At 46.6% G+C, this 25,253-nt stretch carries 27 protein-coding genes and 2 pseudogenes; 5 read left to right on the top strand and 24 right to left on the bottom strand.

Features of this window, described 5'->3' with window-relative positions; translation table 11 throughout:
• Window positions 1–388: 388 nt before the first annotated feature.
• The 4 genes from JMN17_RS18705 to JMN17_RS18690 form a co-directional block, all read right to left on the bottom strand.
• Window positions 389–811, bottom strand: a complete 423-nt coding sequence (locus tag JMN17_RS18705; protein ID WP_087992998.1) for a pyridoxamine 5'-phosphate oxidase family protein — start codon at window positions 809–811, stop codon at window positions 389–391.
• Window positions 812–887: 76 nt separating this feature from the next.
• Window positions 888–1,439, bottom strand: a complete 552-nt coding sequence (locus JMN17_RS18700) for a GNAT family N-acetyltransferase (RefSeq protein ID WP_087992999.1) — start codon at window positions 1,437–1,439, stop codon at window positions 888–890.
• Window positions 1,440–1,527: 88 nt separating this feature from the next.
• Window positions 1,528–2,031: a D-lyxose ketol-isomerase gene (lyxE, locus tag JMN17_RS18695; RefSeq protein ID WP_087993000.1), complete on the bottom strand. Its 504-nt coding sequence runs from the start codon at window positions 2,029–2,031 to the stop codon at window positions 1,528–1,530.
• Between the two features lie 15 nt (window positions 2,032–2,046).
• On the bottom strand, window positions 2,047–2,907 hold the full coding sequence (locus JMN17_RS18690; RefSeq protein ID WP_087993001.1) for an SDR family oxidoreductase: 861 nt from the start codon (window positions 2,905–2,907) through the stop codon (window positions 2,047–2,049).
• A 152-nt stretch (window positions 2,908–3,059) separates the two neighbouring features.
• Between JMN17_RS18690 and JMN17_RS18685 the strand changes: the two genes are divergently transcribed.
• The gene (locus tag JMN17_RS18685; protein WP_176365301.1) at window positions 3,060–3,656 is read left to right on the top strand and encodes a class I SAM-dependent methyltransferase; all 597 of its coding nucleotides are present in this window, start codon (window positions 3,060–3,062) and stop codon (window positions 3,654–3,656) included.
• Window positions 3,657–3,671: 15 nt separating this feature from the next.
• On the opposite strand, the gene JMN17_RS18680 is transcribed toward JMN17_RS18685, so the two are convergent.
• The 4 genes and pseudogenes from JMN17_RS18680 to pbpC form a co-directional block, all read right to left on the bottom strand.
• Window positions 3,672–5,183 carry a class I adenylate-forming enzyme family protein gene (locus JMN17_RS18680; protein ID WP_202328931.1) on the bottom strand — a complete coding sequence of 504 codons (1,512 nt, stop codon included), beginning with the start codon at window positions 5,181–5,183 and terminating at the stop codon, window positions 3,672–3,674.
• A 211-nt stretch (window positions 5,184–5,394) separates the two neighbouring features.
• Window positions 5,395–7,479: a mannitol operon transcriptional activator MtlR gene (gene mtlR, locus JMN17_RS18675; protein WP_202328922.1), complete on the bottom strand. Its 2,085-nt coding sequence runs from the start codon at window positions 7,477–7,479 to the stop codon at window positions 5,395–5,397.
• Between the two features lie 189 nt (window positions 7,480–7,668).
• A pseudogene (locus JMN17_RS21845) lies at window positions 7,669–7,770 on the bottom strand (aldo/keto reductase); the annotation flags it as partial.
• Window positions 7,763–9,769, bottom strand: coding sequence for a penicillin-binding protein 3 (pbpC, locus tag JMN17_RS18670; RefSeq protein ID WP_202328919.1), 2,007 nt, complete (start codon window positions 9,767–9,769; stop codon window positions 7,763–7,765). The gene pbpC and the pseudogene JMN17_RS21845, both read right to left, overlap by 8 nt.
• 151 nt (window positions 9,770–9,920) lie before the next feature.
• Here pbpC and JMN17_RS18665 point away from each other — a divergent pair, with 151 nt between their 5' ends.
• Window positions 9,921–10,208: an antibiotic biosynthesis monooxygenase family protein gene (locus JMN17_RS18665; RefSeq protein ID WP_019257494.1), complete on the top strand. Its 288-nt coding sequence runs from the start codon at window positions 9,921–9,923 to the stop codon at window positions 10,206–10,208.
• 5 nt (window positions 10,209–10,213) lie between these two features.
• Here the strand turns inward: JMN17_RS18665 and JMN17_RS18660 are convergent, their stop codons facing one another.
• The 9 genes from JMN17_RS18660 to JMN17_RS18620 all read right to left on the bottom strand — a co-directional run bounded on the left by JMN17_RS18660 (window position 10,214) and on the right by JMN17_RS18620 (window position 17,633).
• Window positions 10,214–10,459, bottom strand: a complete 246-nt coding sequence (locus JMN17_RS18660; RefSeq protein WP_087993006.1) for a YczI family protein — start codon at window positions 10,457–10,459, stop codon at window positions 10,214–10,216.
• Window positions 10,460–10,632: 173 nt separating this feature from the next.
• A complete protein-coding gene (locus JMN17_RS18655) occupies window positions 10,633–11,274 on the bottom strand; it encodes a GDSL-type esterase/lipase family protein (RefSeq protein ID WP_202328915.1) in 642 nt (213 codons plus the stop codon).
• Between the two features lie 63 nt (window positions 11,275–11,337).
• The gene (locus JMN17_RS18650; protein WP_202328913.1) at window positions 11,338–12,090 is read right to left on the bottom strand and encodes an IclR family transcriptional regulator; all 753 of its coding nucleotides are present in this window, start codon (window positions 12,088–12,090) and stop codon (window positions 11,338–11,340) included.
• Window positions 12,091–12,105: 15 nt separating this feature from the next.
• The gene (locus JMN17_RS18645; RefSeq protein ID WP_202329056.1) at window positions 12,106–13,113 is read right to left on the bottom strand and encodes a 5-oxoprolinase subunit C family protein; all 1,008 of its coding nucleotides are present in this window, start codon (window positions 13,111–13,113) and stop codon (window positions 12,106–12,108) included.
• A gap of 2 nt (window positions 13,114–13,115) precedes the next feature.
• On the bottom strand, window positions 13,116–13,838 hold the full coding sequence (pxpB, locus tag JMN17_RS18640; protein WP_202328911.1) for a 5-oxoprolinase subunit PxpB: 723 nt from the start codon (window positions 13,836–13,838) through the stop codon (window positions 13,116–13,118).
• 44 nt (window positions 13,839–13,882) lie between these two features.
• On the bottom strand, window positions 13,883–14,674 hold the full coding sequence (locus JMN17_RS18635) for a putative hydro-lyase (RefSeq protein ID WP_301272154.1): 792 nt from the start codon (window positions 14,672–14,674) through the stop codon (window positions 13,883–13,885).
• Window positions 14,675–14,679: 5 nt separating this feature from the next.
• The gene (locus JMN17_RS18630) at window positions 14,680–15,894 is read right to left on the bottom strand and encodes an NRAMP family divalent metal transporter (protein WP_087993010.1); all 1,215 of its coding nucleotides are present in this window, start codon (window positions 15,892–15,894) and stop codon (window positions 14,680–14,682) included.
• A gap of 14 nt (window positions 15,895–15,908) precedes the next feature.
• Window positions 15,909–16,682 (bottom strand): 5-oxoprolinase subunit PpxA, encoded by a 774-nt coding sequence (gene pxpA / locus JMN17_RS18625; protein WP_087993011.1) that lies wholly within the window; start codon window positions 16,680–16,682, stop codon window positions 15,909–15,911.
• 201 nt (window positions 16,683–16,883) lie between these two features.
• Window positions 16,884–17,633, bottom strand: a complete 750-nt coding sequence (locus JMN17_RS18620; protein ID WP_202328908.1) for a Cof-type HAD-IIB family hydrolase — start codon at window positions 17,631–17,633, stop codon at window positions 16,884–16,886.
• A 132-nt stretch (window positions 17,634–17,765) separates the two neighbouring features.
• On the opposite strand from JMN17_RS18620, the gene JMN17_RS18615 reads away from it, so the two are divergent.
• On the top strand, window positions 17,766–17,930 hold the full coding sequence (locus JMN17_RS18615; protein ID WP_087993013.1) for a hypothetical protein: 165 nt from the start codon (window positions 17,766–17,768) through the stop codon (window positions 17,928–17,930).
• Window positions 17,931–17,965: 35 nt separating this feature from the next.
• Here JMN17_RS18615 and JMN17_RS18610 read toward each other — a convergent pair whose 3' ends face one another.
• Window positions 17,966–18,358, bottom strand: a complete 393-nt coding sequence (locus JMN17_RS18610; RefSeq protein ID WP_087993014.1) for a 3-hydroxyacyl-ACP dehydratase FabZ family protein — start codon at window positions 18,356–18,358, stop codon at window positions 17,966–17,968.
• A gap of 83 nt (window positions 18,359–18,441) precedes the next feature.
• Between JMN17_RS18610 and JMN17_RS18605 the strand changes: the two genes are divergently transcribed.
• The gene (locus JMN17_RS18605) at window positions 18,442–19,050 is read left to right on the top strand and encodes a dienelactone hydrolase family protein (RefSeq protein ID WP_202328906.1); all 609 of its coding nucleotides are present in this window, start codon (window positions 18,442–18,444) and stop codon (window positions 19,048–19,050) included.
• A 53-nt stretch (window positions 19,051–19,103) separates the two neighbouring features.
• On the opposite strand, the gene sipU is transcribed toward JMN17_RS18605, so the two are convergent.
• The 6 genes and pseudogenes from sipU to JMN17_RS18575 all read right to left on the bottom strand — a co-directional run bounded on the left by sipU (window position 19,104) and on the right by JMN17_RS18575 (window position 24,499).
• Window positions 19,104–19,667 carry a signal peptidase I sipU gene (sipU, locus tag JMN17_RS18600; protein ID WP_087993016.1) on the bottom strand — a complete coding sequence of 188 codons (564 nt, stop codon included), beginning with the start codon at window positions 19,665–19,667 and terminating at the stop codon, window positions 19,104–19,106.
• 133 nt (window positions 19,668–19,800) lie between these two features.
• Window positions 19,801–20,858, bottom strand: a pseudogene (locus JMN17_RS18595) (tartrate dehydrogenase).
• A 95-nt stretch (window positions 20,859–20,953) separates the two neighbouring features.
• Entirely contained in the window at window positions 20,954–22,075 is a 1,122-nt protein-coding gene (locus JMN17_RS18590) for a mannitol-1-phosphate 5-dehydrogenase (RefSeq protein ID WP_202328904.1), read from the bottom strand.
• A 1-nt stretch (window position 22,076) separates the two neighbouring features.
• On the bottom strand, window positions 22,077–22,508 hold the full coding sequence (locus JMN17_RS18585; protein ID WP_202328902.1) for a PTS sugar transporter subunit IIA: 432 nt from the start codon (window positions 22,506–22,508) through the stop codon (window positions 22,077–22,079).
• A gap of 24 nt (window positions 22,509–22,532) precedes the next feature.
• The gene (locus JMN17_RS18580; protein ID WP_087993020.1) at window positions 22,533–23,963 is read right to left on the bottom strand and encodes a PTS mannitol transporter subunit IICB; all 1,431 of its coding nucleotides are present in this window, start codon (window positions 23,961–23,963) and stop codon (window positions 22,533–22,535) included.
• 182 nt (window positions 23,964–24,145) lie between these two features.
• A complete protein-coding gene (locus JMN17_RS18575; protein WP_087993077.1) occupies window positions 24,146–24,499 on the bottom strand; it encodes a hypothetical protein in 354 nt (117 codons plus the stop codon).
• 164 nt (window positions 24,500–24,663) lie between these two features.
• On the opposite strand from JMN17_RS18575, the gene ycnK reads away from it, so the two are divergent.
• On the top strand, window positions 24,664–25,236 hold the full coding sequence (gene ycnK, locus JMN17_RS18570; protein ID WP_087993021.1) for a copper uptake transcriptional regulator YcnK: 573 nt from the start codon (window positions 24,664–24,666) through the stop codon (window positions 25,234–25,236).
• Window positions 25,237–25,253 lie beyond the last annotated feature (17 nt).

Raw genomic sequence — 25,253 nt, 5'->3', positions numbered from 1 at the left:
TTATTCTTTTCTATAGGCAAATAAAGATTATATGATCCGCCAAATCGGGCGGTTAGATTCATGAAGCATTGTTCCGTAGAATCATTCTGGAAAGTAAACACCATGGAATTTTCTTGAACACAAGACAACGAAAGCCCTACCTCTCAATCGTCACTGCGGCTCCGAAGCCGCGCCGGTGTGAATTGTAAAACAAAAAAGTCTTTTTTCCATCTCATCGTTAGGGGCGATTTGTTATGAAGGAAAAGAATAAGGGCAGCTGGTTTGCTGCTTGCGAAGCGGTAAAGCTTCTCTCTCAAACAGAAAAAAGAAGTTTACTTTCTTTTTTATTTGCTTATTATTCTTGCTTAGCAATTCATGATAACATATCGCCCCTGCAATTACAACCTTTTTATAATTCGAGTGAAACTGGCGTCTTCTCTCCGGCATTCATTAATCTAATAGCCTCTGGTTCAATTTCAAGAATCACCAGGTTCGGGTCATCCTTGCCGTCAAACCAGCGCTCTAATTTAGGATTCCAAATTTTATCCTTCAGTTCTGCTGAATTGTTGATCTTGGCTTTCCCGGAAACCTCGACATACGCGTCGCCAAAGCCTTCACAATCATAGCCTAATAAAATATGGACATTGGGGTTGTTCTCAATTTCTTCCGCTTTATGTGTTTCCTTGCTTGTGGGTGTGTAAATCTTCAGCCCATCATGAAAAAAAGTCATGTAGCGGGAATGCGGCTTGCCCTTTTGAACCGTTGCGAGCGAGCCTACTTTGTGATGATCTAGAACATCAAGCACCTTTTGTTTAATGTCTTGCTGATTCATCGTGAATCACTCCTTTTTAACGTCTCCGCTGTTACTTTTCCACATCCGGGGAAGATTTAAACAAGAAAATGCGCCTTTATTTTAATCCTTTCCATTCACGCTTCAGCAAGCTGTAATAGACAAGGTCATGATACCTGCCTTCAATGAATAAGCCATCCCGTGCCGTTCCTTCCTCTTGAAAGCCGAGCCGCTTAGGGACCGCTCTGCTTTTTTGGTTTCCGACAGCCGCACAGAGAGCAACGCGATTCAGCTCAAGCTCATCAAAAGCGTACGTGATGAGTGTTCGGCAAGCAGCGGTAACGATGCCTTTGCCTTCATATTCTTTGGCAATCCAGTATCCGATTTCCGCTTTTCGATTTACTTGATCAAGGTTATGCAGGCCGATCATGCCGCATAGGCTGCCGTCGTATAGAAGCCCCGCTTCGAGGCTGTTCAGGTCAGCATATTCCCGCCGCCAATCTGGAATGATCGTTTCTTTGTACGTTTCAACGCTGCTTGGGTTTTCCGCCCAAAATAGCCACTGGCCGAGCCGCTGCTGATTTTCGATAACGAGTTCGGCAAGCCGCTCCGCATCCTTTGGCTCCAATAATCGGATGGTGATGTGCTCATTTACCTTGCAGGTGAACATTCCCTCGCCCTCTTTCCTTTTTTACCCATTATAACGATGATTCCGTTTTTTTCAAATACAAAAAAGGATGGGCTGTTAAGCCTCATCCTTATATTCTTGGATCGGTAAAGATATCATGTTTATCTGTGCTCGTCGAAGACATTTCCGTCACCACGGCACCTTCTTCCCCGGCTTGGAACCAATGCTTTGTGTTCGGCGGAATCGTGTATTGCCCGCCCGGTTCTAGTTCAATTTCGTGCCAGACCGTATAGTGTTCACTGTCCTCATGCGGCGGAAGAACCTTTGGAAGCTGCGTTTTTTCTCCTTCTACGTAAAGATACACTTTTCCGTAGCGGCAGCGGAATGTCTCCTGCTTGCCTTCTTGGCCGTCGACCGGCGGATGGCGGTGTTCCGGGCAAGTCTGTTCAGGAAACAGCACCAGTTCCTTTGAGCAATAACGGTCTGTATTGACGTAGACGAAGAGCTGGAGTCCGACTTTTCTTTCTTTTCCTAAGCCGTAGTCCATTAGCTGGATTTGGTCTACTTCCTCATCCGTTAATACAATACCGGCTTTTTGATAATAGCTGTTTACTTCCTCTTTCGTGATGCTCATGTGTCTCACTCCCTCTTACGTCGTCACAAAATCTCCGCCGTTGACATGCAGCGTCTGGCCTGTCATGTAAGATGACTCATCTGAAGCCAGCAGCACATAACAGCCGACATGCTCAACAGGCTGACCCGGACGGCCCATCGGCGTATTTTGCCCAAATTGAGCGACTTTATCTTCAGAGAACGTAGACGGGATTAACGGTGTCCAGATTGGACCCGGTGCGACTGCGTTGACGCGGATGCCGTCTTTGACAAGCGCCTGCGCCATTGTTCTTGTAAAGGCATTGATCGCCCCTTTTGTCGCTGTGTAATCAATCAGCGACGGGTTCCCCCGATATGGGTTGATGGATGTCGTGTTGATGATAGCGCTGCCTGGTTTCAGGTAATCAATTGCTTTTTTAGTCAAATAAAATTGAGAATAAAAGTTTGTTTTGAATGTGCGGTGAAGCTGTTCGCTCGTAATATCTTTGATGCTTTCCTTCGGATGCTGTTCACCGGCATTGTTTACAAGGATGTCAAGGCCGCCAAGTTCTTTGACCGTTTTTTCAACCGCTTCATTGCAGAAATCCTCTTCGCCTACATCACCAGCGATCAGCAGGCATTTTACGCCTTCTTGCTCTACACGCTTCTTCGTCTCTTCGGCATCCCCATGCTCATCCTTATACACAATGGCGATATTAGCGCCTTCCTTTGCGTATGCGACGGATACCGCGCGTCCGATCCCGCTGTCGCCGCCTGTAATGAGCGCTGTTTTTCCTTTTAATTTATCCGCTCCTTTATAATTCTCGTACTCATACATCGGACTTGGATTCATTTCGCTTTCGATTCCCGGCTGGCGATTTTGGGTTTGGGCCGGCAGTTCTTTTGGATAATTGGCCATGATGATTCTCCTCCTTTGTTTTCATGTGTCTATTTGTTGTGTACCTCACACGTACTCTGGATAAACATGGATTAGCACCTTCACATTGCTTTATCAGAAAAATGTTTCACATGAAACGCAAGGAGGAAATAACTTGCAAAGGAGGTTACTGAATGATGAACATGCTTTCTAAAACATTCAGCAGGCCAAAGGGCGTAATCGGTATGATTGCCGGGTACATCATGGCTGCTGAAAATCAGACACTGAATCAGTGGACAATAGATCAGCTGGGAATCACACGGGGGGACAGTATTTTAGAAGTCGGATTCGGACCGGGATACTGCTTGCAACAGATGCTGAAACGCGAAAAGGACGTTCAGCTCCATGGGATTGATGTGTCAGAGGCGATGCTGAAGCTGGCCGCCCGCAGAGTAAAATCGAAAGGTGTGCGCTTAATGCAGGGAAGCATCGAGACATTTCCTCTCACCGCCTCGTTCTATGATAAAGTGATTTCTGTTAACAACTACACCATTTGGAATGACCAGACAAAAGGCGTGAAACAGATTTATCGGGCGCTAAAGCCCGGGGGCAGAGCAGCGATTACGATGCAGCCGCGGGAAGCGGACGCCAGCCCTGAGAGAACCAAATCATTTGCAAAACAGATGATTGCTGACTTCAAAGCAGCCGGCTTCGAAGACATTGAGTTGCAATTTAAACACATTAAGCCTGAGCTTTCTGTCTGTGCAACAGCAAAGAAGCCCGCCACATAAGTGACGGGCATTTTTTTACGAATGCACAGCCTGCTTGCGCAAGACGTCTTTTTTCACCTTGCCGAGGTTATTTTTCGGCAGTTCGTTAACGAACTCAACTTCGGGTATTTTGTAAGCGGACAGGCGTTCTTTACAATATGCGATGACTTCCTCTTCCGTTAGACGCTGGCCGCCGTTTGCCACAATAAACGCTTTTGGTTTTTCCCCGTACAGCGGGTCTGGTATACCGACCACCGCTGTTTCAAGGATTCCCGGGACCTGCTGGATGACTTCTTCAACCTGATCCGGATAGACGTTGTCTCCTCCAAAAATAATGACATCCTTGTAGCGTCCAGTAATGAAAATAAAACCATCTTCATCTAAATAGCCTGAATCTCCGGTTTTGAACCAGCCGTTTTGCAGCACTTTCGCTGTCGCTTCAGGATTGTCTTCATAGCCTTTAAATAAAAATGGCGTGTGAACAACGATTTCGCCGATTTCCCCTTGAGGGAGTTCTTCTCCTGTCTGAGGATCTTCCACTTTGACTTTAACACCTGCCACAGGTTTTCCCGCAGATGCGGCTTTATCCATTCCCATTTCAGGCATCCATGTGCTGATTCCCCAAGCCTCAGTGCTTCCATAGCCGTGGGCGAGCGGGATGCCGATATCAAGATAGCGGCGAATCAGGCTGCTCGGCACTTTTGTTCCGCCAGTCATTAAAATAACAAGCGAAGATAGGTCGGTTTGGTGTGTTTCCCATGCTTCAAGCAAATACGTGTAAAACACGGGAAGAGCCATCACGGTTTGAACCTTTTCTTCTTCAATGATTTTCAGCATATCAACAGGATCTTGATCCTTTGTAAAAATAAAGGTTGTTTCTGCAAAAGTTCCCAGCATGATGCAAATGAGCGCACTCGTATGATAAATCGGATGGCACGCAAGAAAACGCAGGCCCTTCATACGTGTTGTTGAACTTTTGGACCCTGTTACGTATCTATATATGCCGCCATGTGTGATCATGCATCTTTTCGGGTTTCCGGTTGTGCCGGACGTAAACATCAGAAGCGCTGTATCATCAGGGGAAACCATTTCAGTTTCAGGCAAATGATCAGGACCGGCAAACAGAGCTTCAAATTCAGCAGACGTTTCGTAAGCTGTTCCAGTTGCCATCGTTACAGACAATGAGGACAGTTCAGGAAGAACTTCGTCCAGCTTCTCTTTAAACTCCGCTCCGTAAAACAGCGCTTTCGGTTCACTAGCTTTTAAAATGCCTGTCATTTCATATGGTTTGAGCTGCCAGCTGACAGGTACGACAACAGCGCCTATTTCAAGCGCGGCGAACATAATAGTTGAGGCGGGATGTCCGTTTTTGCAAAGCAATGCAACACGGTCGCCTTTTTGAATTCCTTTTTGCAGCAGGGCATTCGCAAGCTGATTAATCCGTTTGCGGTAACCTGCATATGTCAGTGTATGGCCTCCGCTTTTTACAGCCTCTATTTCTTCGCTATTCGGCATGTCATGCAGAATCAGATGCTGTAATGTTTCCATATTGTCATCTCCTATATTCTCTTGAATCTTCAATAATTTGTTAGGTTTTCTTCCTCACCTCACCCATTTTAACCCAAAAAAGATAACTTGTAAAACTATTTCATTTTGGAACTATTCCATTAATGAATGATAAAATAGTCCCGCATTTTGTCATTTTGTACACCATCCACATAAAAACACACACCAATTTTTTGATGTGTGCCATGCGGGATTACAATAGGTTTTTTTCTTTCATCCATGTGAAGAATATGCGGTTTAATCGTTGATACAGTCCTTGTTCTCCCTCTCCCTGAAACCCCGCCATGCTTTCTCCGCTTTCGATAATGGCGGAGCTGATCGCACTTAAAATCTCCGATCCTTCAGCAGATAATGAGCCAGGCGCCATCATTACGAGAATGCGTGTCATGCTGAGGGTATTTCCGTCCATGCCATTCACTTCATAAGAGGTGCTGAGATCATACATTTTGAAAAAAGGCAGGACGATTTCATCATTTTTGAGATGATAAAGCGCCATGTTGGTCCCCGGAATTCCCAATCCCCCTTGTTTCTCCCGCTCCGCCAGGCAAACCGCAGCTTTTTTCGGATCACGGATCAAGCCATCCTCCTTCAGCTGTTGAAAAAGCTCTGACAGAAGCTTGCTATGATCCGAGTTTGTTTGGAGTTGATTAAGTGTAAAGTGGCGCAGAACATCTTGAATGACGGCCATGTACCGCCCCATGCTTTCCGATGCTGCCAGCATGTCAGGCACGTCAGCTTGCTGCGCCTCTTCCTTAGGCGTTCTTTTTTTCTCAAGAATGAGCGGAATTTTCCGCTTGATATACTGTTTTACCTGATTTGCGTCTTCCTCATTTAAAAGCGGACTAACCATAATGTAATCGATGTTTTCGTAAGGAATCGGCACGGTGGAAACAATCATATCATAGGCTTGAACTTTCCTGCCCTTCAGCTCGATCAAGGATGACATATCAAACGATTCAATTTCCGGCAGCTCTTTCTTCAGTCTGGAAGCAAGCATTTTCGAAGACCCGATCCCGCTTGAGCAGACAACAAGCGCTTTCACTTTGGCTTCTTCTTTTTTGATTTCAAGGGCCGAGCCGAAGTGAAGGACGATAAAAGCGATCTCATCATCAGAAAAGGACATGCCCGGAAAATACTTTTCCACGCCTTCTTCGATCGCCATATAAAGCAGAAAATAATCGCGTTTGATCTGTTCCTTCATCGGATTGTATATTTCGATATTTTCTTTTATGCGGCTGACAGCCGGCTCCAAATGGGCAATCAGTCCTTCATATAAAGAATAGTTTTTCGTAAGATCCATTCTGATTTTGTCTGAAATAAAAGCAATGAGCCGCTTTGTATGCAGGGCTGTTTCCAGTTCGATTTCCTGCGCTTTGTATTCTGTTTTGTACTTTCGATTGGCGCTTCGAAGGTGGATTGTAATATAGCCCACCTCCGCCTCCGGAATCGTCACGCCGAAGGCATGTTCAAGTTCGCCCGCGATTTCAAGAGCTGAGCTGTATTCCTTCGCATTCTTCAGTTCCTCAAGCTCATTTTGCTCCATAGCAATGGTTTCCCCAAGCTTGATCCGCTCGATTGCATACGTCAGATGGACGACGAGTGCTATATAAGAGCTGTCGGACAATGAAAAGGCGATTTCTTCTTTCAGCTGAAATAGGATACGCTCCATTTTTAACAGCTCGCCTTTGCTGACTACGCCGAACATTTTCTCTGAAGAATCAGCTTTACCTTTGATGTTTAATTCTACCGCTTCCAAAAACATTTGGATGTCGAGGCGGTTCACAATCAGGTTGCCGACAATTTTACGTTTCGCATTCTCCGGCCCTATGAGCTGGATGCCAATACCTCTTTTACGAATCAGTGTCAATCTAAAGGGAGAAATCCATTTCTCCAGCTCGTCTAAATCATAGCTGACCGTGGCATTCGTCACCTGCAGGTCATGGGCAAGCGTGTACAGCTTGACGGGCTCCTGAGACTCTAATAGCGAACAGAGAATGAGCAGCTTTCGTTCATCCGCGCTGTATTCATGCTGTTCATATGTTAAGTCGGTAAGCAGCTTTTGTTTATTCTCGGGACTTCCCACTGCCTTCAACCCTTTGCCAGGCTGTTTATCGAGCGTAAGCCCGACGGGTTCCATCAGCGGCTTAATTGATTTGAGCTCCCTGTGAATGGTTCTCGTGCTGACTTCCATCAGCTCAGCAAGCTCAGTTACGGTTACATACCGGTTTTGTAATAATAAGTGCTTTAAAAGCTTTTGTTCTCTGGCAGTCATATACATCAAAAAGGCCTCCTAGACAGTCGTGATGTGCGGATGAAGTCGCAAAGAGATACAGGAGAGGAATAAGAGAGGTTTTCTTTATAATATAAAACGCTTTCAAACGAGATTCAATCACTTATAAATGGGAATTTGGCATCAAGCGGTGTGACAATATTGAAAAAGCACCAGCTGCTAAGCTGATGCTTTTTGTTAAGGTATATCGCAACCCTGTGCGGCTGTAAAAATGCGGAACCACTGATCCTGATCAAACTTGTATGCCAGCGTGTTTACCGCGAAGGGTATTTTAATTCGATTGAAATTGCTTTTTCGCTTTCTCAACAACATAGTGGCTGCCGCCGCGGTCCTTCACATTTTGGATCATCATGGCGACAAGCAGGTCTTTGTTTTCGTAATCGTAGCCGACGAACCAGCCATTTTCCGTGCCGTCTTTATCATCTTTTGATGTTTTCAGCTCGGCTGTTCCTGTTTTTCCGGCAACGGTGATTCCTTTCACGACCGGCTGATACGCTGATCCGCGCGCGTCTTCCACAACGCCTTTCAGACCTTTCGTAATGTCTGCCGCTCCTTCCTTCGTGACCACTTGCTTGTGCCAGACATCAGCTGTTTGCGAGTCTTTTTTGATCAGCGTCGGTTTGACGAGATCTCCGTTGTCGACAAATGGCGTGTAAGCAGCTGCCAAGTGAAGCGGAGACATTTGCATTTGTCCTTGTCCGTATCCTGTATCCGCAAGCAAAATGTCTGAATCGAGCTTGTCATTTGCGATAGACGATTGCTGGATCGGGAATTCATACGGAATGTCCTCTGAAAAGCCGAACGTTTTCAACCCTTTTGTAAAGTTGTCTGCTCCCAAATCAAGCGCATTCTGCGCAAAATAAATATTGTCTGACGTAATGAGGGCATTTTCCAGATCGACTTGCTGAAGGCGCTCAGACACACGTGTCACTGAATAGCCGCCCCAGCTTGAATCTTTTTGCCACTCTTTTCCTTTGATTGTTTTCTTCTCATCCGCTTTTAGGGTGCCGTTTTTAATTCCGATGGCAGCCGCAATCGGTTTAATTGTCGAGCCCGGTGCGTATGTCTTGTTGAATTTCGCTGAAAACGGATTGTTCTTATCTTCGTTTAGTTTTTTCCATTCCTTATCGCTCCAGCCGAAAATAAATCCGTTTGGATCGTAAGAAGGCGCGCTGACAAGCGCGAGTGTTTCGCCTGTCTTCGGCTGAAGCGCAACTGCCGCCCCGCTGTCGTCCTTCAATTCATCATATAGCTTCGTTTGCGTCTTGATATCAATGGTGAGGTGAAGATCCTCGCCGTCCTTCGCTTTCTTTTCAGCGATGACTTCTCCGGTTTGCGGAACGTAGATTTTCCATCCAGTTGCGCCTCTTAGTTTGTCTTCATACACATTTTCAAGTCCGGTGATGCCGATGTTAGACGTATCGCTGTATGCTCCGTCTTTCTTTTTCTTCAGCTCTTCCGCAGTAATGGCGCGGACATAGCCTGTCAAATGGGCTGTCTTTTCGCCATACGGATAATAGCGGGAGCTGACATTCGTTCTCGTTACACCTTTTAATGACGTCGCCTCAGACACTAACTTTTCTTGGTCCGGCTTGACCTTTTTGACCGGCACAAACGAATCGTCTTTCACCCAGCCTTGATCCAGCTTTTTCTTGATGTCGTCTTCAGTCAAATCAAGTTTTTTCGCGAGTTCTTTTATGACTTTTTCTTTTTTGTCGCCAAGCTCTCCGGGAACAATGCCGATTTCCGGCACATCTGTATTGATGGCTAAACCTTTCCCGTTTTTATCGTAGATTTGGCCGCGTTTTGGTTCAACGCTGGCGATTTGCACTGTTTTATCATCAGCCAGCTGCTTGAAAATAAACGATGGGTTCCAATCTATATTCCATGACTCCTCGTCATCATTTTTTTCTTTTTTCAACACTGCGGTATTTTTGAAGCTGACTTTGCCCGCATTTGTGTCCATGCTGACTTTATACAGGATGTGCTTCATCGTCTTGTTATCTTTGTCGCCCTCATCCACTTCTCCCGCAGTGACTTTCAGATTTTTCACGCCTGCCTGCTCATAGATGGTTTTATACCTGCTGACGAAATCTTTTTTGGAGATTTCTTTTTTGACATCTTTGGCCAGGCTCTGATACATGTCATCGAATTGCTGATCGTTCCACTGTTTCACGAATGCTTCCATGCGATCCTCTGGTGAATCTGTCTTGGAGCATCCGATTAACCCAATCAATCCGACGCATAGAAATACTAGTAGAATACACTTTTTTAACATGACTTTCCCCTGCCTTCCACTTGTTATTTTCTCTTATATGAATTGGTGCGCGCAAGATTTTTTTGAAAATGAAGGAAAAGGTTCACCGATTTTGCAGAAATCTCCTGTCGTTTGCTGTAGACTATTTGAAAAGAAGGAAAGAAGGGATGACATGGTCAGAGAGGCAGCGATGCTTCACATTAAAGAGGGGCTTGAACAAGAGTTTGAGGAGGCGTTCCGGCAAGCGGCGCCGATTATTTCCGGCATGAAGGGCTATATCACGCACTCGTTATCAAAATGCATGGAAGAAACACATAAATACCTGCTGCTTGTGGAGTGGGAAACACTTGAGGACCACACGGAAGGCTTTCGCGGTTCTTCAGAGTATCAAGAGTGGAAAGCCTTGCTTCATCGGTTCTATACCCCGTTCCCGACGGTCGAGCATTTTCAGGATGTGTAATAGATTTATATAATATGAAGAGTAAAACCGATGAGAGAGACAGACCATACGAAAACGGCGGTATAAATATTAAACGCACCTGAGCCGTCGTTTTCTTTTTTACGCTCTTCAAGCCCCTGCATAAACATGACTGCGCCAAGAAAGACAAGCATGACCGATTGGATAACAGAGGTGTGTTCCGTATAGTTAAAAGCAACGAGCGCCAGAATAATAATGATAACCGCAAAAGACATTTTAAAAATCCGAAACAAAAGGACCATCCTTCCTAATATACGAAATATTGAACGTTATGGCTATATTTGCCTACGTCCTCCATTATTCTAGCGCACTTTTTTTGTCTGTAGAACAGGAGACAGGGAATTTTAAGTTTCTTTTAATGTTTCAATCACATATAAAAAAACGCGCTCTGTCATAAGGCGCGTTTCTATGAAACTGGCAATTCTTTATAACCCAGCTTGTGAACGGCTTGAGCCATCGCTTGATAGCCTTTGCTGTTCGGATGGACACCGTCAAAGGACAGATATTCCTGCTCTTTTCCTTTGAAAATGCTATAGGCATCCGCGATTTTGACATGGGGCGCCGCCGCAAGTGTTTCTAAATGCGAATTAAAAGATGTGATCCATTTGCCAGCGATGTCAATGCCGGGAAACGGATTGTATAAGTTGAACACACGGATGGCGTACGGAGACGGGTTTTCTCCTTTGATTTCGGCGATTTTGGCAATCATCTTTTCAAAATTCTCATGGCAATGAGCGGATGCTCGGCTGAAAGTCGTTTCATCTTTAGACGTTTGGTAAGCAAAGACTGAATCAATAAGATCATTTCCGCACCCTGTGATCGTTATCATGCCAGCAGCCTGAATGCATTTTTGCACATGGGGATGTGACAGGAGCCCCAGAATTTCTTCTGTATTTAAGCCTGATTTAGCAAAGATGGAGATTGCCGTTTTTGTTTTCAAATCGGATTCCATCATGTCTCCGAAGCGATGGACGAATCCGGGGGAAAACAGCCCGGCTCCTCTCCCTGTCGTCAAAGAATCCCCCAGTGCTGTATATTGAAGCACCATGTTTTTTCCTCCACTCCTGAACGTCGATACGTTAATGTACGCAGGAGGGAAAAGATCGGCTACTCAAGAATACCCTATTTTTCTGGAAATCTGCATAGCGGCATCCTTCACCTTTTCTATTAAATAAGGAAGCCTGTCTTCTGTAAATCTTGCTTCAAAGCCTGCAATGCTGATGCCGGCTGCCACTTGCCGCTTATGGTTAAAGATCGGGGCGCCGATGGCCGCCGTATAGTTTTCGAGCTCTGAATAGCTGACGGTATAGCCATTCTGCACGGAGGCATCAATCTCCTCCAGCAGCTTTTCCGGATCGGTAATCGTCCCGGCACCAATTGAAATGAGCTCTGTTTGTTTGATGTATGTTTCGATTTCTTCACGGGGAAGAAAGGACAAAATGCTTCTCGCACACGCTCCCGCATACAGAGGAGAACGCCTGCCGATCGCCGTGTACAGCCGGACAGTCTGTGTTCCTTCGATTTTCTCAACGTATATCGCATCATTGCCGTCCCTCATGATCAATTGCACGGCTTCATCCACTTCCCGGCACAGCTCTTCCATCACCGGTTTCGCTATTTTTCTGATATCGAGCCTGTCAGCGACAAGCTGTCCAAATTCAAGAAACACCAGTCCTAGCGAATAAGCGCCGGACGAATCCCGATTGAGGAACCCCATTTCCTCCAAAGAGCTGACCATCCGGTGAACAGAGGTTTTCGGCATTTTTGACAGCGACACCAGTTCACTTAAGGTAAGGCTTGGTTCATGCAAAAACAAATTAAGCAGAGCCATAGATTTGACTACGGTTTTGTTTTTATTCTGCATCATTGATCTCCTTTATTACGTCAGCCATTCCATCTTCATTCTCGTTTTCAATTCTTTTATATGCTGTTCCCGTTCGATCGCAAGCGCTTCCGCTTCTTGAAGGGATACAGGCTCAAACTGGACGTGCTCGCCCGGCATGATTTGGGAGACAATCGGAAGATCAGCGGATATGATATGCGCGATCCTCGGATAGCCGCCGGTCGTTTGCCGGTCTGCAAGCAGGATAATCGGGTTGCCGTCAGGCGGCACCTGAACAGTTCCAAACGAAACCGCTTCCGACACCATCTCAAGCGGCGCCTTCAGTTCGAGCGGTTCTCCTTTGAGCCTGTAACCCATACGGTCGGACTGCGGCGTGACCCGAAACGTTTCTGCATAAAAACGCGTTTTCGATTCTTCTGTAAAAAAGCCGAATTGTTTTCCTTCAAGTACACGGATAATGGGATTCTTTTTTAATGGCAGAAACCTGCCGCGGCTAACCGACCATTTCGGTGCCGCAAATTCCCGCTTTCCAAGCTGGAGGTTTAATTGGGAAAGGATGGTTTGCGAAAGAGATGATATTTCTCCAATGGACAGTTCATCTTCCTTCTGAAGCGCTCTGCCATGAAGTCCGCCGATGCCTGCTCTAACGTACGTGCTTTTGCTTTCCATGACGTCAGGCACATCGAAACCGCCGGCCGCCGCTAAATAAGCACGGCTGCCAAGTTTACAGGGACCAAAACTGACTGTGCTGTTTCCCTTGACGAGCACAGGCTTCCATAAAGGTGCTTCCTCGTCATTAATACGTAGCGTGAAGTTCGCCCCTGTCACCGCAATCAGCGTCTTTTTTGTAAAATAAAACGACGGACCGGGCCCCATCAGCGTAATTTCAAGACCGGCTTCATTTTCGCTGTTGCCGATCAGCAGATTGGCTATGCGCAGCGAAATTGTGTCCATGGCTCCGCTTGCCAGTACACCGTATTTTTGATAACCCGTTCTGCCTATATCCTGAACCGTTGTGAGCAGTCCGGGCTTTAACACTTTCATGCTCAATTGGACTCCTCCTTATAGGCGTGATAGTCTTCTTCTGAGATGCGCACGAATTTCACAGTGTCTCCCGCCCGCAGTAATGTCGGCGGGTTTTCCTGCGGCCGGAAAAGAGCCAGCGGCGTTTTGCCGATCAGCTGCCATCCGCCCGGCGTCGAAATCGGGTAAACGCCTGTCTGCAATCCCGCAATTCCTACCGAACCTGCGGGAATGGAAGGTCTTGGCGATGATTTTCTTGGAGCGGCAATGCGTTTGGACATCCCGCCTAAAAAAGGAAAACCAGGAGCAAAACCAAGCATATACACCACATATTCGCCGCTTGTATGAATCTCAATGACTTCCTCCGGAGAAAGCTGATTGATCTTCGCCACCTCTTCTAAATCGGGCCCGAATTCACCGCCATAGCATACGGGAATTTCTACAATACGGCGGCTATTTTCATAGTCTTTAGCTATTTCCTTCAGCCCCTCTTCGACATCAAGTTTTACCTTCTCAAAAGGTGAGCTCATGCCTTTAGGCAAATGCTTGTACACTTCATACATATCATAAAATACCGTTAGACTTGTAAAAGCCGGAATACACTCAATGAACCCCGGAAATGGCTGTTCTTCTATATAAGCGGCCGCGGCATGGACAAAACCGTTGACCTGTTCGTTTATTTCTTCTCCGAATCGGATCATCATTGCAGAATCACCGAGCTGTTCGATTTGACATCGTACAGTCATCTTTCTCACCTCTTTTATTTCTCGTTCATCAGGAGGACGAGAGGTTACAGCACCGCAAGCGACTCGTCTCGAATATCTGTGATGAGCATATGCCCCGGCGCATGTGTGATGACCATTTCAGGTTTTACATTCATAGCCACGGCTTGCGGGGTCACACCGCATGCCCAAAAAACAGGAACCTCGCCTTCACGAATGGAAACGGCATCTCCGAAATCCGGTTTGTCCGCATCAACAATGCCGATTGCTCCCGGATTGCCGATATGAATCGGCCCTCCGTGCACTGCCGGAAAACGCGAGGTCACTTGTGCAGCGCGTACAGCCAGCCGTTCTGGAACGGGTCTCATGCTGACAACCATCTTTCCTTGAAACACGCCCGCTGAAACACAATCAATATTCGTTTTATACATCGGAACGTTCGTCCCCTCATCAATATGCCGGACAGGTATTCCATTATTGATCAGCGCCTGTTCAAAGGAGAAACTGCATCCGATCAGAAAGCCGACAAAGTCATTCTCCCAGTATGGCGTGATATCAGATACTTCTTCCGTCAAGATACCATGCCTGTAAATACGGTATTTCGGAAAGTCCGTTCTGATATCGGCATCGGGCGCTGCCAGAAACGGCACAGGCGAACCCGCTTCTGTCACATCCAGCACAGGGCATGGCTTTTGATTCCGTTGGCAAAACAGCAGGAAGTCAAACGCTAGGTCTTTCTTCAAGATCACAAGATTCGCTTGGGCATAGCCGCCGGACATTCCTGCGGTCGGCCCGTTTATTTTTCCTTCTCGTATCAGGGCGCGCACATCCTGCGGCGCCATTTTGTTTAATTGCTCCACCTTTATCAGCTCCACAATTGAGGAAGTTGTGTAAATAACATGTAGACACCCATCACAGCCATTACGACCACCACAAGTGAACCTGAAACGGTCAGCCAAAGCGGATGCTTATAATCACCGATAATCTTTTTCTTATATGCGGCAATCAGCAGCGTTCCGAGCGCAATCGGCAGAATTAAGCCATTCAGCGAACCGACAAGCACGAGGATTTTCGCAGGTTGTCCGATTGTGACAAAAGCTAACGTGGAAATCACGATAAACCCGATAATAATGCCGCGTGAATTTTTTTCAATTTTCGGAGAAAAGGTTTTAAAGAACGAAACAGACGTGTAAGCTGCTCCGATGACAGAGGTAATGGCCGCAGACCACATGATCAATCCGAAAATTTTATAACCGACATTTCCAGCAGCCAGCTTGAAAACAGAAGCCGCCGGGTTGCTTTCATCGATATGCAGGCCTTTTGAAACAACGCCAAGCACCGCGAGGAAAAGAGCAATACGCATGACAGATGTAATTAAAATGCCGACAACCGAACTTTTTGTCACCTGCGGGATGGATTCCTTTCCTTTAATTCCGGCATCCAGCAAGCGGTGTCCTCCGGCAAATGTGATATAACCGCCGACGGTTCCGCCCACTAGCGTGACAATAGCAAAAATGCTGATTTGCTCCGGCGCAATCGTATTCGCCACAGCCTCGCCAACAGGCGGAGCTGTCGTAATCGCGACATACAAAGTTAAAAGGATCATGACAAAACCGGCAATTTGCGTAAACCGGTCCATCGCTTTTCCCGCTTCTTTAATTAAAAAGATTAAAATGGCAACGGCAGCACTGATCAAAGCGCCTGTTGTTGGTGTAATGCCAAACAATACCTGAAGCCCCAGTCCGGCACCTCCGATATTCCCGATATTAAAAGCCAATCCGCCAAGCACGACGAGAATGGCGATGAAATAACCCAATCCCGGAAGCACCATATTCGCAATTTCCTGACCGCGTTTTCCAGAAACCGCTATGATGCGCCATACGTTGGTTTGGGCGAAAATATCCAAAATAATAGATATGATAATGACAAAACCAAAGCTTGCCGCGAGTGTGTTTGTGAATGTTGCGGTTTGTGTCAGGAATCCCGGGCCGACCGCTGATGTCGCCATTAAAAAGGCGGCCCCCATCAGCAATGACCAGCTGCCCGCCTTTTTTCCTGCTGTTTTTTTCTGCTGCTCCATCTATTGTTCCTCCTTTATGTTGACTTCTGTGCTGAAATAGCGGCCACTTCAATTCCCGCCTCTTTGAGCTCTTTTCTGATTTTCTGCGCAAATGTCAGCGCATGGGCTCCGTCTCCATGAATGCAAACCGTGTCCGCTTTTAATGACACATCATGGCCTTGCTGAGATTTGACCGCCCCTTCTTTCACCATTTTGATCACCTGGGTGACGGCGGCATCATCGCTTTCAATGAGTGCGTCCGGCTGGGATCGCGGCGTCAGTGTGCCGTCCGCTTGGTATGTTCTGTCGGCGAACACTTCACTTGCTGTTTGCAGTCCGATCCGTTCTCCCGCTTTTACGAGCTCGCTCTCAGCAAGACCGAAAAGAACCAGGCCGGGATCAACTTTACAGACAGCTTTCGCGATGGCGTCAGACAGCTTTTGATCGACTGCCGCCATATTGTATAAAGCGCCATGCGGTTTGACGTGCTGCATGCGAAGTCCTTCTGCTTTTAAAAAACCAGAGAGCGCGCCAATTTGATAGACGACAAGATCATACGCTTCCTGAGGTGAAATTGCCATATTGCGGCGGCCGAAACCGAGTAAATCCGGCAAACCCGGATGCGCGCCGATTTTTACGCCTTTTTCTGCCGCAAGCGCGACGGTTTTCCGCATGACACCGGGGTCTCCTGCATGAAATCCGCATGCGATGTTCGCTGATGTGACATACTCTAAGATATCTTGGTCAAGGCCAATCGTGTAGGCTCCGAAGCTTTCTCCTAAATCACAGTTCAAATCAATCTGAAACACAGAATCCCTCCAGCCAAAGCAAACAATATGCTTTATATTATCATCGTTCCGAAATTCGGAACGACTATTCCGAATTTTTGAACTTTGCTTTATTATAATTCAAACCTATTAGTTTGTGAAATCCTTTTGTCAGAAAACCTCCCATGGTCCCAGAAGAAAACCTCCCAAACTAAAAAAGAGTCCATCTTAGGACTCCTTTTTTTATAGTACCCAATGGCGAATCGCTTTAGCGACACCATCCTCAATATTTGTATCCGTGGTCCAATCAGCCGTTTCTTTCACGACGTCTTGCGCATTTCCCATCGCAACACCCAGACCCGCTTCTTTGATCATCGCGATGTCATTGAGGCTGTCACCCATCGCCATCACATTCTCCATCGTAAAGCCGAGTTTTTCAGAAACCTTCGCAAGAGCCGCGGCTTTGTTGATGCCAAGCGCGTTGACCTCAATGTTTGTCGGGCTTGAATTGGTGATTTCAAGCTCTTTGTTTTTCCTCAGCTCCTCCAGCACTTCGTTTCGGATGTCGTCATCCTCAATGTCAAAGCCGAATTTGAGCCATTCGTGATCCGTAATGTTTTCCGGAAACTCGCCTCTCCATACTTTATTTACGGTAGAAGCCCAGAAATTAGTGTTGTGCTTATTCCGCAAATCCCACATCATTTGAATGTGATCCGTATGGAGCAGCTTGCGTTCCACCAAATTAAAATTCGAATCCCAAATTTCACTGCCGTTTGCCGTGATTAAAAAGGATGACAGCTTCAGGGATTCCGCCAGCTCCCGGCACGTCATCAGCGTCCGGCCCGTGCTGATCACCACGTACACGCCTTTATCCTCGGCTTCACGAATGGCTTTAAGGTTTTCATCGGAGATCAGCTGCTCGTCATTCAGCAGCGTTCCATCCATATCGATTGCGATCAGCTTGATATCTACATTTTCTCTTTGAACAGACATATATGTACCTCTCTTTATCTTTTAATTGTGCATCTTTCTATTCTAATACATTATACCCATCGGAACAAAAAAGCGATTTCACATGTTTGAGGCGTCCTGATAAAAGGAAAACAAACGGTGAGGTGATCAAAGATGACAGAAAGAAAACAGCAAAACAAACCAAATGAAAATCCTGAACACAATGACTTAACCGATCCGATTCCGAATGAAGAGCTGAAGGAAAACATGAAGGATGAAAAACACAAACGGCAGCAAAGAGATGACTCACAAAGCGAACGGGATTACGATACGAAATAATAGAACCCCTCACAAAACGTTGTGAAGGGTTTTTTTCATTTTTCGATATAGATGCCGATTTCAGCTTCAGCAACAGGCTGTCCGCCAACTGACGCCTTGGCATGCCCGAACACAAACCCGCGTCGGTTGCGCGTAACTTCAAATGTAAGATCAAGCCGGTCACCAGGCGCGGCCGCTCCGAGTTTTTCCGCTTTCTTCACGGAAGACAATAAACCCAAGCTGTTCTGATCTGTAACTCCTGTAAAAGCCGCTGTTTGCGCAAGTGCTTCAATCACAAGTGAAAACGGCATTTCTGTTTGCTTATCATTGATAAACCAGTCGTTCTCACTGATCAGCTTATACGCTGCCGCATGTTTGCCGGGCTCGCTTTCCGTCACGCCATCAATAAACAAAAACGGATAGCGATGAGGCAAAAGTAATGAGTTCATTCTATTTCTCCTTTTTTGACTATTATATATCAGCCAAAAGCTGAACGATAGGATATAATGGAAAAAACGCAAAGGAGACCGTTATGCCCCCAAAACCGCTTGTCATTCTCGCACACGAAATATACGGTGTTAACAGCCATATGAAAAAGATGGCCCGGCTGATAAAAATGGCTGGATATGATGTGGTGACGCCTAACCTGCTCGGGGATGGTGAAGTCTACACATTGCAAGAGGAAAAAACCGCATACGATCAATTTACAAAACACGAACGGCTGAAAACAGGAGAAACCATCATTCAGAGCTTAATCAGGCAAAACGCCGGACGGCGCATCTTTGTGGTTGGATTCAGCGCGGGCGCAACGATCGCATGGAAATGCAGCAGTATGCCTGAGGTGAGCGGAGCTGTTTGCTATTACGGTTCCCGGATACGCGATTCTCTTCATCACGTGCCAGTCTGCCCGGTCCTATTGTTTTTCCCTTCATTTGAACCGTCGTTTGATGTTGCGCTTCTCATCAAAAAACTGCGGGAAAAACAGCATCCCGATTTGGAGATTTATCAATTTGAAGCTCTTCACGGCTTTGCCAACCCTGACTCTGATACTTTCGACAGGGCACTCTTCTTCAAAGCGCTTTCCATCATAAAAAACGAAGCAGAAAAACCGCCCCGCCCTGTTTCATCAGGTTGTTCTTAAACGCGCACAAATGGTCGTCAGTGACCACATCCGTGACTCGTTCCATAAAATTTTTATTTTGCTTGTCTCATCTCACTGAACGGATAAAAGACGAGAGATTCCGTACCGACGATTTCTTCATCAGAAGGCATACCCATTCCGTTTCTGCTATCCATCGAATTCAGGCGGTTATCTCCCATTACGAAATATTTGCCGGAAGGAACCTCAGCTTCGAAGTCACCCGTTAAGCTTACACCTATTTCTTTGGCTTCTTGTTGATGTTCCTTTAGGTACGGTTCTTCCACCTTTTTATCGTTTATGTATAGCTGATCATCCTTCACTTTTACGCTGTCACCAGGCAAACCGATTAAACGTTTGACGGATGAACGGCCGCTCGTTTTGTCATGAATGACGATAATGTCGCCTCTGTAAAAACCGCCTGTATATTTGGCTGCTTTGTCAACCAAAATTCTTTCTGAGTCTTGAAGCGTTGGAGCCATTGAAGAGCCTTCAACAATAAAGGGTTTGTAAAACGCCATTCTGATGGTAAAAATGAGCACTGCGATCAATACGATACTGAGTACAATGATCCATTTGGTTTTTCTTTTTTTCTTTAATGTGATTTTTTTTGCATTCAACTTCCTTCACCCGATACCTTCCTAAGAATTCCAAATCATTATACAGCATTTGGATCTTCTTGGTTAGTTTTTTATGGATATTTTCGTAAGGAAATTGATTGGCCGGGGCAACCATCGGCCCCGCCCTGTGTCATCAAAGTTTTCTCAAACGCGCACAGATTTCATCCGTGACCTCTGCCGTTGTGTTTTGTCCGCCAATGTCGCGTGTTTTGACGCCGTCTGCCGTTACTTGTTCCATCACATCGAGGATCTTCGCCCCCAGTTCTTCCTCTCCGAAATGATCAAGCATCAGCTTTGCTGTCCAAATCTGGCCGATTGGGTTCGCGAGGCCTTTGCCGGCGATATCGGGAGCTGATCCGTGGACCGGTTCGAACATGGATGGATACTTGCCGGACGGGTTGATGTTTGCAGAGGGGGCAATGCCGATGCTCCCCATGAGACTGGAGCTGATATCTGTTAAAATGTCACCGAATAAGTTGCTCGCTACAATGACGTCAAAGGTTTCAGGACGTGTGACAAAGAAAGCGGCCAACGCATCAATGTGCTGGGATGACGTGTCAATTCCTCTGTAATCAGCCGCAGTCTGCTGAAAGACTTCATCCCAGAACGGCATCGCGTGATAAATGCCATTGGACTTTGTTGCGCTCGTCACATGGCCGCGCCGCTTTTTCGCCAATTCGAAGGCAAAACGCATGACACGCTCTGTCGCTTTTCTCGTGAACACGGTATTCTGGATGGCAATTTCATCATCACCCCTGTGAATGCGACCGCCGACCTCACTGTATTCGCCTTCACTGTTTTCACGAATCACCACGAGGTCAAAATCATTTGGATGCAAAAGCGGTGACATAATGCCCGCCATTTGTTTAGCAGGTCTCATATTAATGGAAAGCTCAAGCTCCCTCCGGATTTTCAGCAGCAGCCCCCATAATGACATATGATCGGGAACCAGCTTCGGATTTCCGACCGCTCCTAAAAAAACCGCTTCAAATTGAGTGAGCGTATGTATTCCGTCTTCAGGCATCATTTCGCCGTGTTCCATATAATAATCACAGCTCCATGGAAAAGGCGTAAATGAGAATGACAAACCTCCGTGAACTTCGGCTGCTGTATAAAGCACTTTTTCCGCAGCCGCCACAACCTCTATTCCTACTCCGTCTCCGGGTATTGCCGCAATCCGAATTGTTTCATTGTGTCATTCTCCTCCCCCTATTATCGAAAACGCTTACTATTATACTAGATTGCGAGATGGCAAAAAAAGCCCGTGACATGCTGTCACGGGTCGGTTATTGGTTGAGTTTCTTTAAAACAATGGCATGAAGCGGTTCATGGGACTGAATGCCGCACACCTCTTGAAGCACGCCGCTGTATCCTTTTTCTTGGATCAGCTCTTGCAGTTCCACCGCTTCAGGGTCACCGGTGAAATTGAAGCGCAGTGCTGCGGCAATCCCTTCCGCCAGTGCATTCGGCTCTTTTATTTTCTTTGCAGGGCCTACGAGTCTATCATGCTCTCCCAGCTTTCTGAGAGGCGATCTCGCCACGCGGGTCACATCGTCCGTAATGAATGGATTTTCAAAGCGTCCAATGATTTTTTTGATATATTGTTCGTGTTCGGTTTGCTTAAAGCCATACGTTTTGATGAGATAGTCACCGGTTTCAAGCAGCGCCGAATGAACGACACGGCGGATTTCCGGATGATCGATTGCTTCTTTTACGGTTTTTAATCCGCGCTGATAGCCGACATAGGCGGTCACTGCGTGGCCGGTATTGACGGTAAACAGCTTGCGTTCGATATACGGCGTTAAATCATCAACAAACAGCGCGCCGTTTATGGCCGGTGTATCCCCTTTAAAACCTGATTCATCAATGACCCATTCAAAAAACGGTTCAACCGATACTTTGAGCGGATCTTCATGATGCTGAACCGGCACGATCCGGTCAACAGCCGAATTCGGAAAACCGACCGCTTCACTGATGGACTCTTGCTCTGCTTCCGTTAAATGGCTGTATATCTCTTTCTTCAGGAAGCTGCTGCCGCCGATCATATTTTCGCAGGCAATGATATTCAGTATGTTTGCAGCTTTTCTTCGTCTTAAACCTTCTGCTATAGACGGAGCAATCAGCTTCAGCACATTCGGGCCGACCGCTGTTGTGATGAGCGACGCTTCATTAATCAGCCGATACAGCTCCTCCGTCTGGTTCCCGCTGTTAATGGCGCTGACCGGGCCGATGACCTCTGATGAGCGGCCCTCTTCTGCCAGCTCCACTGTGTATTCCCGTTTTTCATTAAGGAGGCTGACCATCGTATCGTTCACATCCGCAAACACCACATCATAACCGGAGTGGTGAAGCAGCGCGCCGATAAACCCTCTTCCGATATTTCCCGCACCGAAATGTAAGGCGATCATGTCAGTTCACCTCGTGGAAAATGGCGATCAAATCTTCTTCGCTTTTAGCAGAGATCAGGCGTTCAATGTTTTCTTCTTCTGAGCAAATGATCGCGATGTTAGACAAAATGTCTAAATGCTCATTATTTTTGCCCGCAATGCCGAATACCACTTTTGCCGTGTTGCCTGCGCCGTACTCGACACCGTCTGGAATCTGTATGATTGAGATTCCAGAGTGAAGCACGTCGCTTTTCGCCTCTTCTGTGCCGTGTGGTATGGCTATGAAATTCCCCATAAAAGTAGATGATGTTTCTTCACGTTCAAACATTTTGCCAATGTAATCTTCTGTTACATAGCCGTTGTCAATCAGCGCCTGGCCTGCCATTTTGATGGCTTCTTCCTTTGATGATGCCGTTTGATTGAGTTTAATATTTTCCTTTGCGAGTACTTGCATGGGTATCACTCTCTTTCTATGAGTTTACTTTTTAAGCTTTTCAAGAAGCTCGTCATATTTCGGACTGTTTAAGAAGTTATCCACTGATATGTGTGTCGCGTTCGGCAGCTTCGCTTTCGCGCGATCTGTTAAATCTTTGTGGGTGATGACAATGTCCGCATCGCTTGGCAGATTGTTAATAGCCGTGTTGGCCACACTGATATCAAGCTCCGCTTTTTTCACTTTGTTTCTTAAAATCGATGCTCCCATCGCGCTTGATCCCATTCCCGCATCACAAGCGAAGATGATTTTGTTTACGCTTTCAGGAGACAGCGCAGACGCTTCCTCAGCTTTCGTTTGCTCCGCTTCTAAAACAGAGGCTGCTTGGCTTTTCTTCCCCTTCATGGACTGCATTTTTTCTGTTGCGGCAGCGAGGTCTTCTTCGCTTGCTTTTGAAGATTTCAGGATCACCGCTGATACGATGAACGAAACAGCTGCAGCGACCAATACACCCGCCAATACGCCGAAGTAGCCGCCTCTTGGCGTCATCGCCATCAATGCGATAATACTGCCCGGTGACGCTGCTGCGACAAGTCCGGCATTAAAGATCGTGAATGTTAACAGTCCGCTTGCTCCGCCGGCAATGGCCGCCAGAATCAAGGCCGGTTTCATCAAAATGTATGGGAAGTAAATCTCGTGAATCCCGCCGAAGAAATGAATGATCGCCGCTCCGGGAGCCGTTGATTTTGAAGAACCTTTTCCAAAGAACATGTACGCCAGCAAAATGCCGAGCCCTGGCCCAGGGTTTGCTTCTACTAAAAACAGAATCGATTTGCCCGTTTGGGCTGCTTGCTCGATTCCGATTGGACTTAAGATTCCATGGTTAATGGCGTTGTTTAGGAACAACACTTTCGCCGGTTCCACAAAAACGCTGGCTACAGGCAGTAAATTAGCGTGTACAATGACTTCCACACCTGCCGCCAGCAATTTATTTAACGTCAGGACAACCGGACCGATGGCGTAAAACGCGAGAATCGTTAAAGCCGCGCCGACAATCCCCGCCGTAAAGTTGTTGATCAGCATTTCAAAGCCTTGTTTGACTTTATCCTTGAACAATTTATCAGTCTGTTTAATGAGGTATCCGCCAAGCGGCCCCATGATCATTGCACCTAAAAACATTGGTATATCCGACCCGACAATCACCCCGATTGCCGCTGTCGCACCGACGACTCCGCCGCGGTGGTCGTAAATCATTTTTCCGCCTGTATACGCTATCAAAAGCGGCAGTAAATATGTGATCATCGGGCTGACAAGTGTATTCAGCTGTTCATTTGGAATCCATCCCGCCGGAATAAACAGCGCGGTAATGATGCCCCACGCGATAAACGCGCCGATATTCGGCATAATCATTCCGCTCAAATAACTGCCGAAGCGCTGCACTTTCACTTTCATGCCGCCTTGCTGTTCTTGCTGCATATATAAACCCTCCTTGTTGTCGCTGTAAGCTATAAAAATAGATTCAGAGAATTTTGCTTCCCTTTGACTCTATGTTAAAACGCTTACAGTCCCTATACAATTGAAAGTAAAGAGGACTTTGGCACATGGGTGTGACATTTTTTTAAAAATAAAAAGGCTCCTGGTATCAGGAGCCTCTGGTATCAGGAGCCTTTTCTCTTACCTCTATAAATAATGTTGCCGTTTTGAATCACGTACTTTGCGATCATCCGTTCACTTACAATAAAAACAGGATACGCGCACACAAGCGCAAAAACAGCCATCGGGACGTGCTGTGCGGCCGGCAGCATTGACCCTGCCGCATTGCGGAGGAGCAGCAACAGATAAATGAGCAGCACGATGACCGCTAGTGACACCAACATCATCGGAGCTGATACTTTATATTCATAAAGCCGTTCCCGGCAGTGTCCGCAGCGAAATTGGCAAGGCACATTGGATGATCTGACCATGTCGCCTGTCAAAGGTTTGCCGCAATTGGGGCATAGAGTTTCTTTCATAGGGTATTCCTCACTTTCCATTCCATATGTCTATTATACCAGAGTCCCTTCTGTTTCGTTTTGTTGCTGTTCAACACATTTTCACATTTTTTATCATCAGCTTACTTGTCTCTGTCTCTAAAATCCTCTACGCTTAAATAGATCTTAATGGAGGGGATGTATGAATGCTTCCGATTAATAGACAGCAACACATACTGAAGTGGCTGAAAGAAGAAGGCGCGCTCAAAATTACTGATATCAGCGCACGGTTCGGCGTTTCGGAAATGACGGTATACAGAGATGTCAATCAGCTCGTTCAGTCAAATCAGGTCATCAAAACGGCCGGCGGCATCACGCTCCCAGCCCGAACACCTCAAGCGGATCATATGTGCAGCTATTGCCTAAAACCGGTCAATCAAGTCCATTCGGTTCAGCTGATTACGGTAAACCAAGACATTGAACAGCTGTGCTGCGCACATTGTGCGTTTTTGCGTTACGCAGATAAAACGGAAGAGATTTCACACTTAATTTGCCGAGATTTTCTGTTACACACAACCGTCAGTGCCGGTTCGGCTTATTTTGTGGTAAATGCTGAATTAAACCTGCACTGCTGCCAGCCGCAGGCGATTCCGTTTGCGACACTCGATCATGCCGAACGGTTTCAAAAAGGATTCGGCGGAGCCGTCCGCACCTTTGATCAGGCGCTGGAAGATATGCTTCAGGACAGAAAAAAGCGCTGCACCTGCACCAAGAATTAAACACAACATATACAGCG

The sequence above is a fragment of the Bacillus sp. RHFS10 genome (genome assembly GCF_016757475.1).
GTDB classification, from domain to species: domain Bacteria; phylum Bacillota; class Bacilli; order Bacillales; family Bacillaceae; genus Bacillus; species Bacillus subtilis_G.
Note: the sequence above shows the minus strand (reverse complement) of the source record. Positions and strands in the feature narration are given on the sequence as shown.

What these genes read in the sequence shown, in the direction of transcription:
- JMN17_RS18705 (WP_087992998.1), bottom strand. Translation starts at nt 811, where the DNA reads ATGAATCAGCAAGACATTAAACAAAAGGTGCTTGATGTTCTAGATCAT.
- JMN17_RS18700 (WP_087992999.1), bottom strand. Translation starts at nt 1,439, where the DNA reads ATGTTCACCTGCAAGGTAAATGAGCACATCACCATCCGATTATTGGAG.
- lyxE (WP_087993000.1), bottom strand. Translation starts at nt 2,031, where the DNA reads ATGAGCATCACGAAAGAGGAAGTAAACAGCTATTATCAAAAAGCCGGT.
- JMN17_RS18690 (WP_087993001.1), bottom strand. Translation starts at nt 2,907, where the DNA reads ATGGCCAATTATCCAAAAGAACTGCCGGCCCAAACCCAAAATCGCCAG.
- JMN17_RS18685 (WP_176365301.1), top strand. Translation starts at nt 3,060, where the DNA reads ATGATGAACATGCTTTCTAAAACATTCAGCAGGCCAAAGGGCGTAATC.
- JMN17_RS18680 (WP_202328931.1), bottom strand. Translation starts at nt 5,183, where the DNA reads ATGGAAACATTACAGCATCTGATTCTGCATGACATGCCGAATAGCGAA.
- mtlR (WP_202328922.1), bottom strand. Translation starts at nt 7,479, where the DNA reads ATGTATATGACTGCCAGAGAACAAAAGCTTTTAAAGCACTTATTATTA.
- pbpC (WP_202328919.1), bottom strand. Translation starts at nt 9,769, where the DNA reads ATGTTAAAAAAGTGTATTCTACTAGTATTTCTATGCGTCGGATTGATT.
- JMN17_RS18665 (WP_019257494.1), top strand. Translation starts at nt 9,921, where the DNA reads ATGGTCAGAGAGGCAGCGATGCTTCACATTAAAGAGGGGCTTGAACAA.
- JMN17_RS18655 (WP_202328915.1), bottom strand. Translation starts at nt 11,274, where the DNA reads ATGGTGCTTCAATATACAGCACTGGGGGATTCTTTGACGACAGGGAGA.
- JMN17_RS18650 (WP_202328913.1), bottom strand. Translation starts at nt 12,090, where the DNA reads ATGCAGAATAAAAACAAAACCGTAGTCAAATCTATGGCTCTGCTTAAT.
- JMN17_RS18645 (WP_202329056.1), bottom strand. Translation starts at nt 13,113, where the DNA reads ATGAAAGTGTTAAAGCCCGGACTGCTCACAACGGTTCAGGATATAGGC.
- pxpB (WP_202328911.1), bottom strand. Translation starts at nt 13,838, where the DNA reads ATGACTGTACGATGTCAAATCGAACAGCTCGGTGATTCTGCAATGATG.
- JMN17_RS18630 (WP_087993010.1), bottom strand. Translation starts at nt 15,894, where the DNA reads ATGGAGCAGCAGAAAAAAACAGCAGGAAAAAAGGCGGGCAGCTGGTCA.
- JMN17_RS18620 (WP_202328908.1), bottom strand. Translation starts at nt 17,633, where the DNA reads ATGTCTGTTCAAAGAGAAAATGTAGATATCAAGCTGATCGCAATCGAT.
- JMN17_RS18615 (WP_087993013.1), top strand. Translation starts at nt 17,766, where the DNA reads ATGACAGAAAGAAAACAGCAAAACAAACCAAATGAAAATCCTGAACAC.
- JMN17_RS18610 (WP_087993014.1), bottom strand. Translation starts at nt 18,358, where the DNA reads ATGAACTCATTACTTTTGCCTCATCGCTATCCGTTTTTGTTTATTGAT.
- JMN17_RS18605 (WP_202328906.1), top strand. Translation starts at nt 18,442, where the DNA reads ATGCCCCCAAAACCGCTTGTCATTCTCGCACACGAAATATACGGTGTT.
- JMN17_RS18590 (WP_202328904.1), bottom strand. Translation starts at nt 22,075, where the DNA reads ATGATCGCCTTACATTTCGGTGCGGGAAATATCGGAAGAGGGTTTATC.
- JMN17_RS18585 (WP_202328902.1), bottom strand. Translation starts at nt 22,508, where the DNA reads ATGCAAGTACTCGCAAAGGAAAATATTAAACTCAATCAAACGGCATCA.
- JMN17_RS18580 (WP_087993020.1), bottom strand. Translation starts at nt 23,963, where the DNA reads ATGCAGCAAGAACAGCAAGGCGGCATGAAAGTGAAAGTGCAGCGCTTC.
- JMN17_RS18575 (WP_087993077.1), bottom strand. Translation starts at nt 24,499, where the DNA reads ATGAAAGAAACTCTATGCCCCAATTGCGGCAAACCTTTGACAGGCGAC.
- ycnK (WP_087993021.1), top strand. Translation starts at nt 24,664, where the DNA reads ATGCTTCCGATTAATAGACAGCAACACATACTGAAGTGGCTGAAAGAA.